At 72.5% G+C, this 15,780-nt stretch carries 13 protein-coding genes and 1 pseudogene; 5 read left to right on the top strand and 9 right to left on the bottom strand.

Going from position 1 to position 15,780, the window contains the following annotated elements:
• Positions 1 to 65 precede the first annotated feature (65 nt).
• Together ACWC97_RS24095 and ACWC97_RS24100 are read left to right on the top strand one after the other, a co-directional pair.
• Positions 66 to 1,679 carry an ABC transporter permease gene (locus tag ACWC97_RS24095; RefSeq protein ID WP_385212034.1) on the top strand — a complete coding sequence of 538 codons (1,614 nt, stop codon included), beginning with the start codon at positions 66 to 68 and terminating at the stop codon, positions 1,677 to 1,679.
• Between the two features lie 22 nt (positions 1,680 to 1,701).
• Positions 1,702 to 2,727, top strand: coding sequence for an ABC transporter ATP-binding protein (locus ACWC97_RS24100; protein WP_352276359.1), 1,026 nt, complete (start codon positions 1,702 to 1,704; stop codon positions 2,725 to 2,727).
• Between the two features lie 133 nt (positions 2,728 to 2,860).
• Here ACWC97_RS24100 and ACWC97_RS24105 read toward each other — a convergent pair whose 3' ends face one another.
• The 4 genes from ACWC97_RS24105 to ACWC97_RS24120 all read right to left on the bottom strand — a co-directional run bounded on the left by ACWC97_RS24105 (position 2,861) and on the right by ACWC97_RS24120 (position 6,856).
• Entirely contained in the window at positions 2,861 to 4,048 is a 1,188-nt protein-coding gene (locus ACWC97_RS24105; RefSeq protein WP_450651483.1) for a hypothetical protein, read from the bottom strand.
• Positions 4,030 to 4,767 (bottom strand): ABC transporter ATP-binding protein, encoded by a 738-nt coding sequence (locus ACWC97_RS24110; RefSeq protein WP_450651485.1) that lies wholly within the window; start codon positions 4,765 to 4,767, stop codon positions 4,030 to 4,032. The genes ACWC97_RS24105 and ACWC97_RS24110 overlap by 19 nt, the downstream gene beginning before the upstream one ends.
• A 218-nt stretch (positions 4,768 to 4,985) precedes the next feature.
• Positions 4,986 to 6,365 (bottom strand): aspartate aminotransferase family protein, encoded by a 1,380-nt coding sequence (locus ACWC97_RS24115; RefSeq protein WP_352276364.1) that lies wholly within the window; start codon positions 6,363 to 6,365, stop codon positions 4,986 to 4,988.
• Complete coding sequence (locus ACWC97_RS24120) at positions 6,350 to 6,856, bottom strand: Lrp/AsnC family transcriptional regulator (protein WP_352276365.1); 507 nt, start codon at positions 6,854 to 6,856, stop codon at positions 6,350 to 6,352. Before ACWC97_RS24120 ends, ACWC97_RS24115 begins: the two co-directional genes overlap by 16 nt.
• A 160-nt stretch (positions 6,857 to 7,016) precedes the next feature.
• Here ACWC97_RS24120 and ACWC97_RS24125 point away from each other — a divergent pair, with 160 nt between their 5' ends.
• The 3 genes from ACWC97_RS24125 (at position 7,017) to ACWC97_RS24135 (ending at position 10,492) form a co-directional block, all read left to right on the top strand.
• Positions 7,017 to 8,456 (top strand): gamma-aminobutyraldehyde dehydrogenase, encoded by a 1,440-nt coding sequence (locus tag ACWC97_RS24125; RefSeq protein ID WP_352276367.1) that lies wholly within the window; start codon positions 7,017 to 7,019, stop codon positions 8,454 to 8,456.
• Between the two features lie 211 nt (positions 8,457 to 8,667).
• A complete protein-coding gene (locus tag ACWC97_RS24130; protein ID WP_385212159.1) occupies positions 8,668 to 9,831 on the top strand; it encodes a polyamine ABC transporter substrate-binding protein in 1,164 nt (387 codons plus the stop codon).
• Positions 9,832 to 9,928: 97 nt separating this feature from the next.
• Positions 9,929 to 10,492: a hypothetical protein gene (locus ACWC97_RS24135; protein WP_450651488.1), complete on the top strand. Its 564-nt coding sequence runs from the start codon at positions 9,929 to 9,931 to the stop codon at positions 10,490 to 10,492.
• Positions 10,493 to 10,550: 58 nt separating this feature from the next.
• Here the strand turns inward: ACWC97_RS24135 and ACWC97_RS24140 are convergent, their stop codons facing one another.
• The 5 genes and pseudogenes from ACWC97_RS24140 to ACWC97_RS24160 form a co-directional block, all read right to left on the bottom strand.
• Positions 10,551 to 11,744: a serine hydrolase domain-containing protein gene (locus ACWC97_RS24140; protein WP_450651490.1), complete on the bottom strand. Its 1,194-nt coding sequence runs from the start codon at positions 11,742 to 11,744 to the stop codon at positions 10,551 to 10,553.
• Positions 11,745 to 11,817: 73 nt separating this feature from the next.
• Positions 11,818 to 12,557, bottom strand: a pseudogene (locus ACWC97_RS24145) (response regulator).
• Positions 12,554 to 13,813: a sensor histidine kinase gene (locus ACWC97_RS24150; protein WP_450651492.1), complete on the bottom strand. Its 1,260-nt coding sequence runs from the start codon at positions 13,811 to 13,813 to the stop codon at positions 12,554 to 12,556. Before ACWC97_RS24150 ends, ACWC97_RS24145 begins: the two are co-directional and overlap by 4 nt.
• Positions 13,810 to 14,514, bottom strand: coding sequence for a glycerophosphodiester phosphodiesterase (locus ACWC97_RS24155; protein WP_385212048.1), 705 nt, complete (start codon positions 14,512 to 14,514; stop codon positions 13,810 to 13,812). Before ACWC97_RS24155 ends, ACWC97_RS24150 begins: the two co-directional genes overlap by 4 nt.
• Before the next feature lie 128 nt (positions 14,515 to 14,642).
• Positions 14,643 to 15,671, bottom strand: coding sequence for an adenosine deaminase (locus tag ACWC97_RS24160; protein WP_352276374.1), 1,029 nt, complete (start codon positions 15,669 to 15,671; stop codon positions 14,643 to 14,645).
• Positions 15,672 to 15,780 lie beyond the last annotated feature (109 nt).

Consider the following 15,780-nt stretch of genomic DNA (forward strand, 5'->3'; position numbering starts at 1 on the left):
GCGGCGGAGCCGTGCGCCAGGCCCGCGGTCCGGCCCTGCGGCGGGGCGCGACGCGGTTCGGTCTGATGGCCGTGCCCGTCGCGTTCTTCGCGCTGTTCTTCGCCTACCCGGTCGCCGCGATCGTCGGCCGGGGGCTGAAGGCGGACGGCGTCTGGCAGTTCGGGCGGATCGGCGAGGTGCTGGGCCGGCCGGAGATCCGCGAGGTGCTCTGGTTCACCTGCTGGCAGGCGCTCGCATCGACCGCCCTGACCCTGCTGATCGCGCTGCCCGGCGCCTATGTCTTCGCCCGCTTCGACTTCCCCGGCAAGCAACTGCTGCGGGCGGTCGTCACGGTGCCGTTCGTGCTGCCGACCGTCGTCGTCGGGACCGCCTTCCTGGCCCTGCTCGGGCGCGGCGGATTCCTCGACGAACTCTGGGGCGTACGGCTCGACACCACCGTCTGGGCGATCCTGCTCGCCCATGTCTTCTTCAACTACGCGGTGGTCGTCCGCACGGTCGGGGGGCTGTGGGCCCAGCTCGATCCCCGGCAGGAGGAGGCCGCCAGGGTGCTGGGCGCCGGACGGTTCGCCGCCTGGCGCCGGGTCACGCTGCCCGCGCTGGCCCCCGCCGTGGCCGCCGCCGCGCTGATGGTCTTCCTCTTCACCTTCACCTCCTTCGGTGTCGTGCAGATCCTCGGCGGTCCCGGCTTCGCCACCCTGGAGGTGGAGATCTACCGGCAGACCGCGCAGCTCCTCGCCCTGCCGACCGCCGCCGTGCTGACCCTGGTGCAGTTCGCCGCGGTCGGTGCGATCCTCGCCGTGCACGCCTGGACCGTCCGGCGCAGGGAGAGAGCTCTGCGCCTGGTCGACCCGGCGCGCACGGCGCACAGGCCGCGCGGTGCCGGGCAGTGGGCGCTGCTGGGCGGGGTGCTGCTGACCGTACTGCTGCTGATCCTGCTGCCCCTCGGGGTGCTCGTGGAGCGCTCCGTGAACACCGGGGACGGCCATGGGCTCGACTACTACCGGGCTCTGGGATCGGCGGACGCGAGCGGCGGTACCTTCCTGGTCGCGCCGCTCGAAGCGGTCGCCAACTCCCTCCAGTACGCCTTGGTCGCCACGGCCATCGCGGTGGTGATCGGCGGGCTCGCCGCCGCGGCGCTGACCCGTCGGGCGGGCCGGCTGGCGCGCGGATTCGACGCGCTGCTGATGCTGCCGCTCGGGGTCTCCGCGGTCACCGTCGGCTTCGGCTTCCTGATCACCCTGGACGAGCCGCCGCTGGACCTGCGGACCTCCTGGATCCTGGTGCCGCTCGCCCAGGCGCTGGTCGGGGTGCCCTTCGTCGTACGGACGATGCTGCCGGTGCTGCGCGCGGTGGACGGGCGGTTGCGGGAGGCGGCGGCGGTGCTCGGGGCCTCGCCGCTGCGGGCCTGGCGGGAGGTCGATCTGCCGCTGGTACGGCGGGCGCTGCTGGTCGCGGCCGGTTTCGCCTTCGCCGTCTCGCTCGGCGAGTTCGGCGCGACGGTGTTCATCGCACGGCCCGACCGGCCGACGCTGCCGGTCGCCGTGGCTCGGTTGCTTGGGCGGGCCGGGGAGCTGAACTACGGCCAGGCGATGGCGCTCAGCACCCTATTGATGGTGGTCTGCGCCGTCTCGCTGCTGCTGCTCGAACGGGTCCGTACGGACCGGACCGGGGAGTTCTAGAGATGTCCGGGGAGTTCTGGAAATGCTGACACTGGAATCGGCCACCGTCCGCTTCGGCGGGCGGGCGGCGCTCGACGCGGTGGACCTGGCGGTCGCCGAGCACGAGATCGTCACCGTGCTGGGGCCGAGCGGAAGCGGCAAGTCCACCCTGCTGCGGGTGGTCGCCGGGCTCCAGCGCCTGGACGGCGGCCGGGTGCTGCTGGACGGTGCGGACCAGTCCGGGGTGCCGGTGCACCGGCGCGGCCTCGGCCTGATGTTCCAGGACCATCAGCTCTTCCCGCACCGGGACGTCGGCGCCAACGTCGCCTTCGGGCTGCGGATGCGCGGAGCCTCCCGCCGCGACCAGGAACGCCGGGTCGGTGAACTCCTCGACCTGGTGGGCCTGCCCGGGGCCGAGCGGCGCGCCGTCGCCACGCTCTCCGGCGGCGAGCAGCAGCGCGTCGCCCTCGCGCGGGCCCTCGCCCCGCGCCCCAAGCTGCTGATGCTGGACGAGCCGCTGGGCCAGCTCGACCGGGGGCTGCGCGAACGGCTCGTCGTCGAACTGCGTGCGCTCTTCCGGAAGCTGGGCACGACCGTGCTCGCCGTCACGCACGACCAGGGCGAGGCGTTCGCGCTGGCCGACCGGACGGTGGTGATGCGCGAGGGCCGGATCGCCCAGGTGGGCACCGCGCTGGAGGTGTGGCGGCGGCCCGTCTCCGCCTTCGTGGCCGGTTTTCTCGGCTTCGACAACGTGGTGGCGGCGACGGTGACCGGTGGGGTCGCCGACACGGTGTGGGGCAAGGTGCCGGTGCCGGAGGACTCGCCGCAGGGGGCGTGCGAGCTGCTGGTACGGCCGGCCGGGGTACGGATCGGCTCCCCGGAGCAGGGGCTGCGCTGCGTGGCCGGCGGGCGGACGTTCCGCGGCAGCCGGGTCATGGTGCGGCTGACCCCGCCGACCGGCCCGGAGCTGGAGGCGGAGTGCGCGCCCCGGGACGCCCCCGAGGAAGGGGCGGCGGTCGGCGTCGGATTCGACGCGGCGGAGGTCGTCGTCCTGGAGCCCGCCCGCTGATCCGGCCCCGGGGCGTGGGCCGTCCCTTCCGGACCGTGCCGGACTCGCGATCCGGCCCGCCCGGAAGAACGGTCGGGAGGAAACGGCCCGGAGGAAACGGTTCGGCCCGGAGGAATTGGCCTGCGGGTTCGGCTCAGGCGGACAGCGGGAGCGCGGCCAGCTCGGCGACCAGCCAGGTCAGCGGGGCGAAGACCAGCAGCAGGGCGGTGGCGCGCAGCGCGGTCGCGGCGCGCAGGGCCGAGGCGGGGGCCCCGAGCCGCAGCAGCGCGCGTGCCGTCCGCGCCCGGTCCTGCCGGGCCTCCAGCGCCGAGGTCAGCAGGGTCGCCGTCGTACAGCCGAGCACCAGCACTCCGCCCAGTGCCGCCAGCGGGCCGGGCGGACCGGTCCCGGTCCCGTACAGCGCGTAACCGGCGACCGCGGTGGCGAGCACCGCGCACACCACGCCGAGCGGACGCCCGATCCGGCGCGCCTCGTCCATCAGCACCCGGCCCGCCAGCAGCCGTACGGCGCCGGGGCGCACCGCCTGGAGCAGCCGTCCGCAGAGATGGGCCAGGCCCGGTCCCGCCACGGCCAGCCCGATGGCCGCCAGCGTCCAGCCCGCCAGCACCCCGGCCGGGGTGGCTTCCGTCCGGCCGGGCAGCGGGAGCACGCCGCGCCCGCCGCCGCGCGCCATGTACGCCTCGATGGCGAGACCGGCCGAGGCCAGCGCCACACCCCACGGCAGCCCCGCCGGGGGTGCCGCCGGGTCGGGCGGTTCCGGTTCGGTCAGGACGTCCGGGTCGGGGACCTTGGGGGAGACCGGCGCGGGGGTCCGCTCGGCGCGCAGCGCGTAGGCGCTCAGCCCGGCCGCGCTCACCGGGACCAGGGCCAGCAGCACCAGCGCGGCGGCGAGTGGCAGCGGGGCACCGGCGTCGAGCAGCCCGGCCGCCGCGCCGTCGAACGGAAGTCCGGACAGGTCGCCGCGGAGATGCAGGAAGAAGAGCAGCGCCAGGGCGGAGCCGAGGGTGCAGGAGACGGCGGTGGAGACCGCGCCGAGCACGGCGAGCCGGACCGGCCCGAGGCCCACGGCGGAGAGTCCGGAGCGGGGCCGGGTGCTCGGGTCGGTGCGGGTGACAGCGACCGCGAACTGCACGGCGGCGGCGAGCGGCACCAGGCACCACAGCAGGCGCGGCACGGCCGCGTCGGCGTGCTCCGGATGCGCGGCGGCGTGGCTGAGCGTGCACAGCAGCAGGAAGCCGACCCCGGCGGAGGCGGCGGCGACCAGCAGCCGCCGCAGCAGGACCAGCGGGTGGGAGCCCCGGGCTAGACGGAGAGCGAGCACGCCGGCCGGCCTTCGGTGTCGGAGCTGTCGGGCAGGGCGACGGTGGCGACCCGGCGGCCGTCCAGCAGCGGGATCGCGCGGTCGGCGAGGGCGGCGATCTCCGCGTCGTGGGTGGCGAGCACGATCGTGATGCCGTGCGAGCGGGCCGCGCTGGTGAGGGTGCGCAGGACGTGGGTGCGGTCGTCGCGGTGCAGGGTCGCGGTGGGCTCGTCGGCGAAGATCACGGTGGGGGCACCGGCGAGGGCGCGGGCCACGGCGATCCGCTGGCGCTGGTTCTGGAGCAGGGTGTGCGGCCGCTGCCGGGCGCAGCCGCCGATGTCGAGCCGTTCCAGCCATTCCAGGGCGGTCCTCTTCGCCTCGCGGCGCGGGGTGCCGCGCAGCAGCAGCGGGAGGGCGGTGTTCTCCCAGGTGTTCAGCTCGGGCACCAGCTGCGGCTCGGGGGCGATCCAGCCGAAGCGGTCGCGGCGCAGCCGCTCGCGCAGCCGGGGGCCCATGGTGTGGACGGGCACGCTGTTGAACCACACCTCGCCCTGCTCGGGCACCAGCTGACCGGACAGACAGTGCAGCAGGGTGGTCTTTCCGCAGCCCCGGGGGCCGGTCACGGCAAGGATCTCGCCGTCGCGGACCCCGATGGAGACGCCGCCGAGGGCGGGCGATCCGTTGTGGGAGTGGTGCAGGGAACGCGCCCAGATCACATCGTTGTCCGGCGGGGCCACCATGGCGTACACCTCGGTTCAGATCGAAATTCCCGTCCCTCGTACGGGGGAACGAAAACAAGGCCGATCGGTCACCGGCACCGTAAGGATTCGAACCGCGGTGAGCGCACAGCACACGGCCCGGATGCGTCCCTCCCACTCGATTGGGCGCATCCGGGCCGTAGGGACCGTGCGTGGGCGACGGCCGGCGATCCGTGGTCGGCCGGCCGTCGCGGAGGTGGTTACAGCTTGGTCCAGGCCTCCGTGAGGACGTTGCGCAGGATGCCCTCGATCTCGTCGAACGTCGACTGGTCGGAGATCAGCGGCGGCGCGAGCTGGACGACCGGGTCGCCACGGTCGTCGGCCCGGCAGTACAGGCCGTTCTCGTACAGTGCCTTGGAGAGGAAGCCGTACAGGACGCGCTCGGTCTCCTCGTCGGTGAAGGTCTCCTTGGTGGCCTTGTCCTTCACCAGCTCGATGCCGTAGAAGAAGCCGTTGCCGCGGACGTCGCCGACGATCGGCAGGTCGAGGAGCTTCTGCAGCGTGGTGAAGAAGGCGTTCTCGTTGTCCAGCACGTGCTGGTTGAGGCCCTCGCGCTCGAAGATGTCGAGGTTGGCGAGGCCGACCGCCGCGGAGACCGGGTGGCCACCGAAGGTGTAGCCGTGCAGGAAGGTGTTGCCACCCTCGTAGAACGGCGCGGCGACGCGGTCGGAGACGATGCAGGCACCGATGGGGGAGTAGCCCGAGGTCATGCCCTTGGCGCAGGTGATCATGTCCGGCACGTAGCCGAACTTGTCACAGGCGAACATCGTGCCGAGGCGGCCGAAGGCGCAGATGACCTCGTCGGAGACGAGCAGCACGTCGTACTTGTCACAGATCTCGCGGACCCGCTGGAAGTACCCGGGCGGCGGCGGGAAGCAGCCACCGGCGTTCTGCACCGGCTCCAGGAAGACCGCGGCGACGGTCTCCGGGCCCTCGAAGAGGATCTCCTGCTCGATCTGGTCGGCGGCCCAGCGGCCGAAGGCCTCGGGGTCGTCGCCGTGGATCGGGGCGCGGTAGATGTTGGTGTTCGGCACCTTGTGGGCACCGGGGACCAGCGGCTCGAAGGGGGCCTTCAGGGCCGGCAGACCGGTGATGGACAGGGCGCCCTGCGGGGTGCCGTGGTAGGCGACCGCGCGGGAGATGACCTTGTACTTGGTCGGCTTGCCCTGCAGCTTGAAGTACTGCTTGGCCAGCTTCCAGGCGGTCTCCACGGCCTCGCCGCCACCGGTGGTGAAGAAGACCTTGTTGAGGTCGCCCGGCGCGTAGTCGGCGAGGCGCTCCGCCAGCTCGACGGCCTTCGGGTGGGCGTAGGACCACACCGGGAAGAAGGCCAGCTCCTGGCCCTGCTTGTACGCCGTCTCGGCGAGCTCGTGACGGCCGTGACCGGCGTTGACCACGAACAGGCCGGACAGGCCGTCCAGGTAGCGCTTGCCCTGGTCGTCGTAGATGTAGGTGCCCTCACCACGGACGATGGTGGGAACGGGCGCGGTCTCGTAGTCCGACATGCGGGTGAAGTGCATCCACAGGTGGTCGTACGCGGTTCGGCTGAGGTCCTTGCTCACGGCTATCGGGTTCCCCACATATAGGTCTGCTTCTTGAGCTTCAGGTAAACAAAGCTCTCGGTGGAGCGCACACCGGGCAGGGCCCGGATGCGTTTGTTGATCGTGTCCAGCAGGTGGTCGTCGTCCTCGCAGACGATCTCCACCATCAGGTCGAAGGAGCCCGCGGTCATCACCACGTACTCGCACTCGGCCATGGCCGAGAGTGCCTCGGCGACGGGGTCGAGGTCGCCCTCGACATTGATGCCGACCATCGCCTGGCGCCGGAACCCCACGGTGAGGGGATCGGTGACGGCGACGATCTGCATCACGCCCTGATCCAGCAGCTTCTGGACGCGCTGCCGCACGGCTGCCTCGGAAAGGCCGACGGCCTTGCCTATGGCGGCGTACGGGCGGCGCCCGTCCTCCTGGAGCTGCTCGATGATGGCGAGGGAGACGGCATCGACCGCTGGTGACGATCCGTTCCCGGTCCTGGAGTCTGCGCTGCGACTGGCCACGCATCCACTGTGCACGGGACTCGTCCGTCTGGCAACCCCAGATCGATGAAATCCGTTGTTTGAGGGTCTCGATCTCACTGAATCCGAAGTTCGCGGCGGGTAGGCATGTCGAAAGCGACACCCGAACCACTACGCTGGGGATCTCACCCATTGACGTGTGACAGGAGGGGTGGTTGTGACCACCGAGGTGCGCCGTCTGCGCAACTACATCAACGGAGAGTTCCGGGACGCCGCTGACGGGCGGACCATCGACGTGGTCAACCCGGTGACGGAAGAGGTCTACGCGACCTCGCCGCTCTCCGGCCAGGCCGATGTCGACGCCGCGATGGAAGCCGCCGCGGCCGCGTTCCCCGCCTGGCGCGACGCCACGCCCGCCGAGCGCCAGAAGGCCCTGCTGAAGATCGCGGACGCCTTCGAGGAGCGCGCCGAGGACCTGATCGCCGCCGAGTCGGAGAACACCGGCAAGCCGATCGAGCTCACCCGGGTCGAAGAGGTCCCCCCGATGGTGGACCAGATCCGCTTCTTCGCGGGCGCCGCCCGGCTCCTGGAGGGCCGCTCCGCCGGTGAGTACATGGAGGGTCTGACCTCCATCGTCCGGCGCGAGCCGGTCGGCGTCTGCGCGCAGGTCGCGCCGTGGAACTACCCGATGATGATGGCGGTCTGGAAGTTCGCCCCGGCGCTCGCCGCGGGCAACACCGTCGTCATCAAGCCGTCCGACACCACGCCGGCGTCGACGGTGCTGATCGCCGAGATCATCGGCCAGATCCTGCCCAAGGGCGTCTTCAACGTCATCTGCGGCGACCGGGACACCGGCCGCGCGATGGTCGAGCACCGGACCCCGGCGATGGCCTCCATCACCGGCTCGGTACGGGCCGGCATGCAGGTCGCCGAGTCCGCCGCCAAGGACGTCAAGCGCGTCCACCTGGAGCTCGGCGGCAAGGCCCCGGTCGTCGTCTTCGAGGACGCCGACATCGCCACGGCCGTCGAGGGCATCGCCGGCGCGGGCTACTTCAACGCCGGCCAGGACTGCACCGCAGCGACCCGCGTCCTGGTCCACGAGTCCATCCACGACGAGTTCGTCGCCGAGCTCGCCAAGGCCGCCGCCGACACCAGGACCGGTCTGCCGGACGACGCGGACGTGGCGTACGGGCCGCTCAACAACGCCAACCAGCTGAAGCAGGTCAGCGGCTTCATCGAGCGTCTGCCCGCCCACGCCAAGGTCGAGGCGGGCGGCCACCGCGTCGGCGAGAAGGGCTACTTCTACGCCGCGACGGTCGTCTCCGGCCTCAAGCAGGACGACGAGATCATCCAGAACGAGGTCTTCGGCCCGGTCATCACCGTCCAGAAGTTCTCGGACGAGGCCCAGGCCCTGGAGTACGCCAACGGCGTCGAGTACGCCCTGGCCTCCTCGGTGTGGACCAAGGACCACGCCCGCGCCATGCGCATGTCCAAGAACCTCGACTTCGGCTGTGTGTGGATCAACACCCACATCCCGCTCGTCGCCGAGATGCCGCACGGCGGCTTCAAGAAGTCCGGCTACGGCAAGGACCTCTCCGCCTACGGCTTCGAGGACTACACCCGCATCAAGCACGTCATGACCTCCCTCGACGGCTGACGAGCGGACACGGCCGGCGAACAACCGGCAGTCACGGCCCCGGGCGCATGCCCGGGGCCGTTCCCGTTTCCGTTCCCGGGTACCGGCGGCGGACCTCGGACGGATCGACAGGGTGTGCGGCGGGTGCCGCCGCCGCTGGACGGTTGGTCCATTGCCCGTCCGGCGGCCCGCCCGGCATCCTTCGCTGGTGCGAGCAATTGCGAAGAACCCCATGTCCCGCCGCTCCCTGCTGCGCGCCCTCGGAGCCACGGCGGCCGGTACCGCGCTGGCCGGGTGCGGTGTGCCCGCCGCCTACGTGGCGCCCGGTGACCGCGCCGGGCGCGACACCTCGGCGAGCGACCACAGCCTGCACTTCGCGAACTGGCCGCTCTACATCGACACCGACGACGAGAACACGTCGAAGCGGCCCACCCTCGACGCCTTCTCCGAGCGGACCGGGATCTCCGTCACGTACACGGAGGAGATCAACGACAACGACGAGTTCTTCGGGAAGATCAGCCCGGCGCTGATGAACCACCAGCAGACCGGCCGCGATCTGATCGTGATCAGCGACTGGATGTCCGCCCGGTTCGTCCGGCTGGGCTGGGTGCAGGAGATGGACCGGGCGAAGCAGCCGAACGTCGCCAAGTACCTCGACCCGCAGCTGCGGTCGCCCGCCTTCGACAAGGGCCGCCTGTACAGCGTCCCCTGGCAGTCCGGGATCACCGGCATCGCGTACAACCGCAAGAAGCTCGGCCGCGAGATCAAGCACCTGAGCGATCTGTGGGCGGACGACCTGCGCGGCAAGGTGACGCTCATGTCCGGGCTCGACGAGTCCATCGCCCTGCTGATGCAGGGCAACGGCGTCGACGTCACCCGCTGGCAGCGGGACGACTTCTTCCTGGTGTGCGAGCAGATCGAGAAGCTGGTGAAGAAGCGGCACATCCGCCGCTTCACCGGCAACGACTACATCAAGGACCTGTCCACCGGCGACGTCCTGGCCTGCCAGGCCTACTCCGGCGACGTCATCCAGCTCCAGGCCGACAACCCCGAGATCGAGTTCGTGGTGCCCGAGGAGGGCGCCGAGCTCTGGGCGGAGTCGATGATGATCCCCAACCTCGCCCGCCACAAGCGCAACGCGGAGCGGATCATCGACTACTACTACGAGCCGGAGGTCGCCGCCGAACTGGCGACCTGGGTCAACTACGTCTGCCCGGTGCCCGCCGCCCGCGAGGTGCTCGCCTCCGCCAAGGACAAGGAGACCGCCGAACTCGCCGAGGACCCGCTGATCTTCCCCGACGACGACATGCGCAAGCGGCTCGCCATCGCCCGCGACGTCACCTCCGAGGAGCGCACCGAGTTCGCCAAGAAGTGGAACGGCATCGTCGGTCTCTGAGCGGCGGGGCCGGGCCGGGAGGCGCACCCCTCGGGTGTCCCGGGCCGGACCGGGGGCGGCCCTGGAGGGCCGTGAACACGGGCGTACGCTGCGGGACATGAGCGAGCGAAGAGCCCTGCTGAGGCGCATACGCGTGTGGTTGGCCGTCTTTGTCGTCTGTCTGATCTTGAGCGGGGTGACCGCCTTTCCGCTCGTGCACGAACTCCATTGGGCCGAGGACCTGTTGAGGTCCTCGGCCTCTCCCGTCCCGGAGCACTTCCCGGCACTGATGGAGTGGATCACCAAGGTCCGCACCGGTCTCGACGAGGCCGACGCGAAGTACCCCTTCGTGCTGTACGGCACCGACTGGCTCGCCTTCGCGCATCTCGTCATCGCGGTCGCCTTCTACGGCCCCTACCGCGACCCGGTCCGCAATATCTGGGTCATCGAGTTCGGCATGATCGCCTGCGCCGGGATCATCCCGCTCGCGCTGATCTGCGGCCCCATCCGCGCCATTCCCTTCTGGTGGTCCGTCATCGACATGTCGTTCGGCGTGTTCGGCGTGATCCCGCTGCTCGTGGTGCGCCGCATGATCAAGCGGCTGGAGTCGCTGGAGCGGATTGCGCTCCCCGGTCCGGCCGCCACGGCCACGCCGGCGGTACCGGCCGTCCCGGTCGACTGACCCGCCGGAACCCGGCCGGGGCCCCGGGCCCCGGCCGGCCGACCGGCGGGCCCGGTGCTCAGCCGGCCGACGGGGCGCCGAAGGCGGCGACCACGATGCCCAGCGCCGTCGGGTTCATCCCCTCGCCCTTCGCGTCCGTGGAGTTGACGCTGTAGACGAGCGTCCGGGAGAGGTCGCGGGTGGCCGCGATCACCGTGTTGTACCCCCAGCGGCCACCCGTCTTCCCCCAGACGTCACGCCCGCCCAGCCGCATCACCGACAGGCCCGCGCCGTACGCGGCGGGCTTGCCCGTGCCGTACTCGCGGACCGCGTCGCCGGGCAGCGTGAACATCGCCTCCAGCAGTGGACCGCGCACCACCCGGCCCCCGAACAGCGCCCGGGTGAACCGCTCCAGGTCCGCGGTGGTCGATATCAGGTCGCCCGCCGCCCACGCGTCCGTCACCCCCCACACCGTCACATCGCGCAGATCGCCCGCGCCGAAGACCTGGTACCCGTGGTTGTGCGGACCCCGGATCGTCGGGTCGGCCCCCGGGAAGTACGTGTCCCGCAGACGCAGCGGCTCAAGGATGCGGCGGGAGACCTGCGCGGCGTACGCCTCGCCCGTGACCCGCTCGATCAGCAGCCCCGCCACGGTGTAGCCGATGTTGTCGTAGTGCTGCTGGGTGCCGGGCGCGAAGTCCGGCTCGTGCGAGGTGGCCTCGCGCACGGTCCGCACCGGATCGCGCCGGTCGAAGCGGTGCGCGTACCAGTCCTCCAGCGTGCCGCCGTCCCCCACGGACGGGATGCCGCTCGTGTGGTCCAGGAGCTGGCGCACTGTCACCGCCCCGTACGTCGCCGGGATCAGGTCCGGCAGATACCGCCGCACCGGGGCGTCCAGCCCGATCCGCCCCTCCCCGGCCAGCTGCAGCACCACCGCGGCGGTGAAGACCTTGGTCACCGATCCGGCCCGGAAGCGCCCGCCCGGGTCCGCCGGCCGCCCGGAGGCCAGATCGTGGACACCGGCGCTGCCCCGCCAGGAGCCCCCGGTGCCCGAGACGCGGACCAGCGCGGCGGTCGCGTCGTCCCTCGGCAGCCCGGCGAGCGCGGACCGCAGCGCCCCGGCGTCCGGCGCCCGCCCGGTGACCGCCCGCTGTGCGGTGGCTCCTGCGGCGGGCGGGGCGCCGGGCGCCGCCAGGGCCGGGACGGCGGGGCCCGCCGCGATACCGAGAGCCAGCGCTGCCGCGACGGCGGTGCGGGACATGCGTGCGTTCATCTCCGGTGCCTCCTGGACGTGGAACCTCGACTGCTGTCGGATTCCATCCTGTTGAAGGCAGCCTCCGGGCGGATCACCCGACCGAGGGGTCATGGGAGGGAGACGCCCTCGCTCGCGCGGGGGAGGGGAGCGCCACGCCTCCCTCCCCCGGGGGACTCAGCCCGTCGAGGGAGTCACCAGACCGCACTCGTACGCGCAGATCACCGCCTGGACGCGGTCGCGCAGCCCCAGCTTCGACAGCACATTGCCGACATGGGTCTTCACCGTGTGCTCGCTGACCACCAGCGCCGCCGCGATCTCCGCGTTCGACAGCCCGCGGGCCAGGTGCAGCAACGTCTCGCGCTCCCGGCCGGTCAGCACCTCCAGCCGGGCCGAGGGCGCCGCGGCGGCCGGCCGCGCCGTGTACTCGGCGATCAGCCGCCGCGCCACCGACGGCGCGAGCAGCGACTCCCCGGCCGCCACCACCCGTACCGCGTGCACCAGGTCGTCCCGGCGGACGTCCTTGAGCAGGAAGCCGCTCGCACCCGCGCGCAGCGCCTCGAAGACGTAGTCGTCGGAGTCGAAGGTGGTCAGCATCACCGTCCGGCAGTCGGTCCCGGCGCTGAGGGCGCGGCAGGCCTCGATGCCGTCCGTGCCGGGCATCCGGATGTCGAGCAGCGCCACGTCGGGCGCCAGCCGCCGTACCGCCGCCACCGCCGCGTCCCCGTCGCCGACCTCGGCCACCACCTCGATGTCCGGCTGCGCGTCCAGGATCATCGCGAAGCCGCTGCGGACCAGCTCCTGGTCGTCGGCCACCACCACACGGATCGTCACCGTGCCTCTCCCCCCACTCGTTCGCTCCCGGCACCCGGGGCGGTCCACGGAATCGTCACCCGCAGCCGGAACCCGCGCCCGTCCGGGCCGGGGCCGGAGGCGGCCGTACCGCCGTGCGCGGTCGCCCGCTCCCGGATGCCGACCAGCCCGAGCCCGGCTCCGGGGCCGTCGCCGGGGCCCCGTCCGTCGTCGGTGACGGTGAGGACCAGCGCCTCGGTTCCGTGGTCCAGCAGGACATGGACCATGTCGGCGTCCGCGTGCTTGACCACGTTGGTCAGGGCCTCCTGCACGATCCGGTAGACGGTGGCGCCGACCGCCGGGCCGGGCTCCCGGGGATCGCCCGTCACCCGGTACGAGACGGCGAGTCCGCTGTCGCGCACCCGCTCCACCAGTCCGGGCAGCGCCGCCGTCCCGGGCTGCGGCGCGCGCGGCGCGTCCGGCGAGGCGTCCGGCTCCCGCAGCAGACCGAGCATCCGGCGTAGCTGCACCATCGCGTCCCGGCCCGTCTCCGAGATCGCCTCGAAGGCCGCCTCGGCGCGCTCGGGCGCCGTACGCACCGCGACCGGACCCGCTTCCGCCTGCACGATCATCAGGCTCACCGCATGGGACAGGATGTCGTGCATCTCCCGGGCGATCCGGGCCCGTTCGCGGGTCACGGCCCGCTCGGCCTCGATCCGGCGCGTCAGCTCCAGCTGCCGGGCCCGGTCCTCCACCGCGCGCAGATACGCCTGGCGCACCACCGTGAGCCGTCCGAAGACGTACGTCGCCGCGAACACGAACAGCGAGAAGAGCAGCTCCCGCAGGTCCTGGCCGTCCAGCCCCACCGAGACCAGCACGGCCACCGCCGTCAGCACCAGCACCCCGATCCGCTTCGGCGGCGGGGACAGCTCGGCCACGGTGTAGACGGCCACGATCCCGGTGTACGGGAGCGGCTGGCCCGGCCCGTCCAGCACGGTCTTGTACAGCGCTCCGGTCGCGAGCACCGTGAGCAGCACCAGGACCGGCGCCCGCCGGCGCAGGAGCAGCGGCACCGCCGTCAGCGTGGTCAGCCCGTACGCCGTCCAGGTCGCGGGCGGCAGGTCCGGGGCGCGCGGCACCACGAACGGCATCGTCATGACCGCCTGCACGAGCAGGACGACGAGCAGGTCGACGGTGCGGGGACCGAGGCGCCTGGCACCGGGACCCCTGGCGGGGTGCGGCCCCGGGGCCGCACCGTCCGCGGCCCGGACCGGCCCCGAGGGAACGCCCTCGGTCATATCGCCGTTTCCCCCGCCGGGCGGCCGAGGACCCCGCGCAGGACGTCGACCCGGTTGGTGGTGACCGAGTCGACGCCGTGCCGGACCAGACGGCGCATGGTCCGCCGGGTGTCGGCCGTCCAGGCGGAGACCAGCAGCCCGTCCCGGTGCGCCCGGTCCGTCAGCTCCCGGTCCACCAGCCCGAACCGGTAGTTCAGCCAGCGCGGCCGCACCGCGTCGAGCAGCACGGCGCGCGGTGGCGCGGCCGTCGACCAGGTCAGCGCGGTCTCGGCCCGCGGGTCGGCGGCCCGTACCCGGAGCATCGCGGCGGGGCCGGCGCAGTAGTAGACCCGCTCACCGGCCCCGGCCTCCCGGACCGCGCCGACGACCGCCGGGACCGAGGCGTCGGTGGAGCCCGGCAGGTCGATCATCAGCCGGTGCGCCCCCGCGGCGTCCAGCGCCTCGTGCAGCGTGGGCACACCGCCCCCGGTCAGCCCGGCGAGCTCCCGGTGGGTCAGCCGGTCGAGCCGGACGTCGTGCCCCCACAGCCGCTTCAGCGTGGCGTCGTGCAGCAGGACGGGCACGCCGTCGCGGGTGACCCGTACGTCGATCTCGACCGCGTCCGCGCCCCGGCCGAGCGCGGAACGGATCGAGGCGAGGGTGTTCTCCCGGACCCGGTACGGATCGCCGCGGTGGGCCACGGCGGTGACTGTGGTGACCATGAGGTCATTGTGACCGCCAGACCCCCTACCGCCCGGCCCCCTACCGCCCGGCCCCCTACCGCCCGGCCCCCGACCGGTCGACCCTCAGCCGCCCCGCCCCGCCCCGCCCCGCCGCGCCCGTCCGGTGTTCAGCCCCGCCGCAGCCAGTCCGCCGTGTACGTGTCGATCTCGGAGGCCAGCGCCCGCTTGCCGGCCGGGTCCAGGTAGGAGGCCTCGACCGCGTTCTTCGCCAGCTCCGCGAGGCCGCGCTCGTCCAGCGCGAGCAGCCGGGCCGCGACCGCGTACTCGTTGTTGAGGTCGGTCCCGAACATCGGCGGGTCGTCGCTGTTGATCGTGACCAGCACACCCGCGTCCACCATCGCGCGCACCGGGTGCCGCTCGATGTCCGGCACCGCGCGGGTCGCGACGTTCGACGTCGGGCAGACCTCCAGCGGGACGCGGTGCTCGGCGAGGTGGGCCAGCAGCTCCGGGTCCTGGACGGAGCTGGTGCCGTGGCCGATGCGCTCGGCGCGCAGGTGGGTCAGGGCGTCCCAGACGGTCTGCGGCCCGGTGGTCTCCCCGGCGTGCGGCACGGAGTGCAGGCCCGCGGCGATCGCCCGGTCGAAGTAGGGCTTGAACTGCGGGCGGTCCACGCCGATCTCCGGGCCGCCGAGCCCGAACGAGACCAGCCCCTCGGGCCGCAGGTCCACGGCGAGCCGGGCGGTCTCCTCCGCGGCCTCGTGCCCGGCCTCGCCCGGAATGTCGAAGCACCAGCGCAGCACCACCCCGAGCTCGGACTCGGCGGCCGTGCGGGCGTCCTCTATCGCCTCCATGAACGCCTGCTCGGGGATGCCGCGCCGGGTCGAGGAGTACGGCGTCACCGTCAGCTCCGCGTAGCGGATGTTCTGCCGCGCCATGTCACGGGCGACCTCGAAGGTCAGCAGCCGGACGTCCTCCGGCGTGCGGATCAGGTCCACGACGGAGAGATACACCTCGATGAAGTGCGCGAAGTCCGTGAACGTGAAGTAGTCGGCGAGCGCCTCGGGATCCGTGGGGACCTTGGAGTCGGCGTGCCGGGCGGCCAGTTCGGCGACGATACGGGGGGAGGCGGACCCGACATGGTGGACATGCAGCTCGGCCTTGGGCAGTCCCGCGATGAAGGGACGGAGATCGGACATCGGGTGCTCCGGGGCGTGGACGGCTCGGCTGCCGGGCTCGGTCGGCCGGGCAGGGGGACGGGGATCATCGTAGGCCGCGTCGGTCCGCCGGATCCGGGGCCGTAGCATG

This window comes from Streptomyces sp. NPDC001108 (assembly GCF_053598535.1).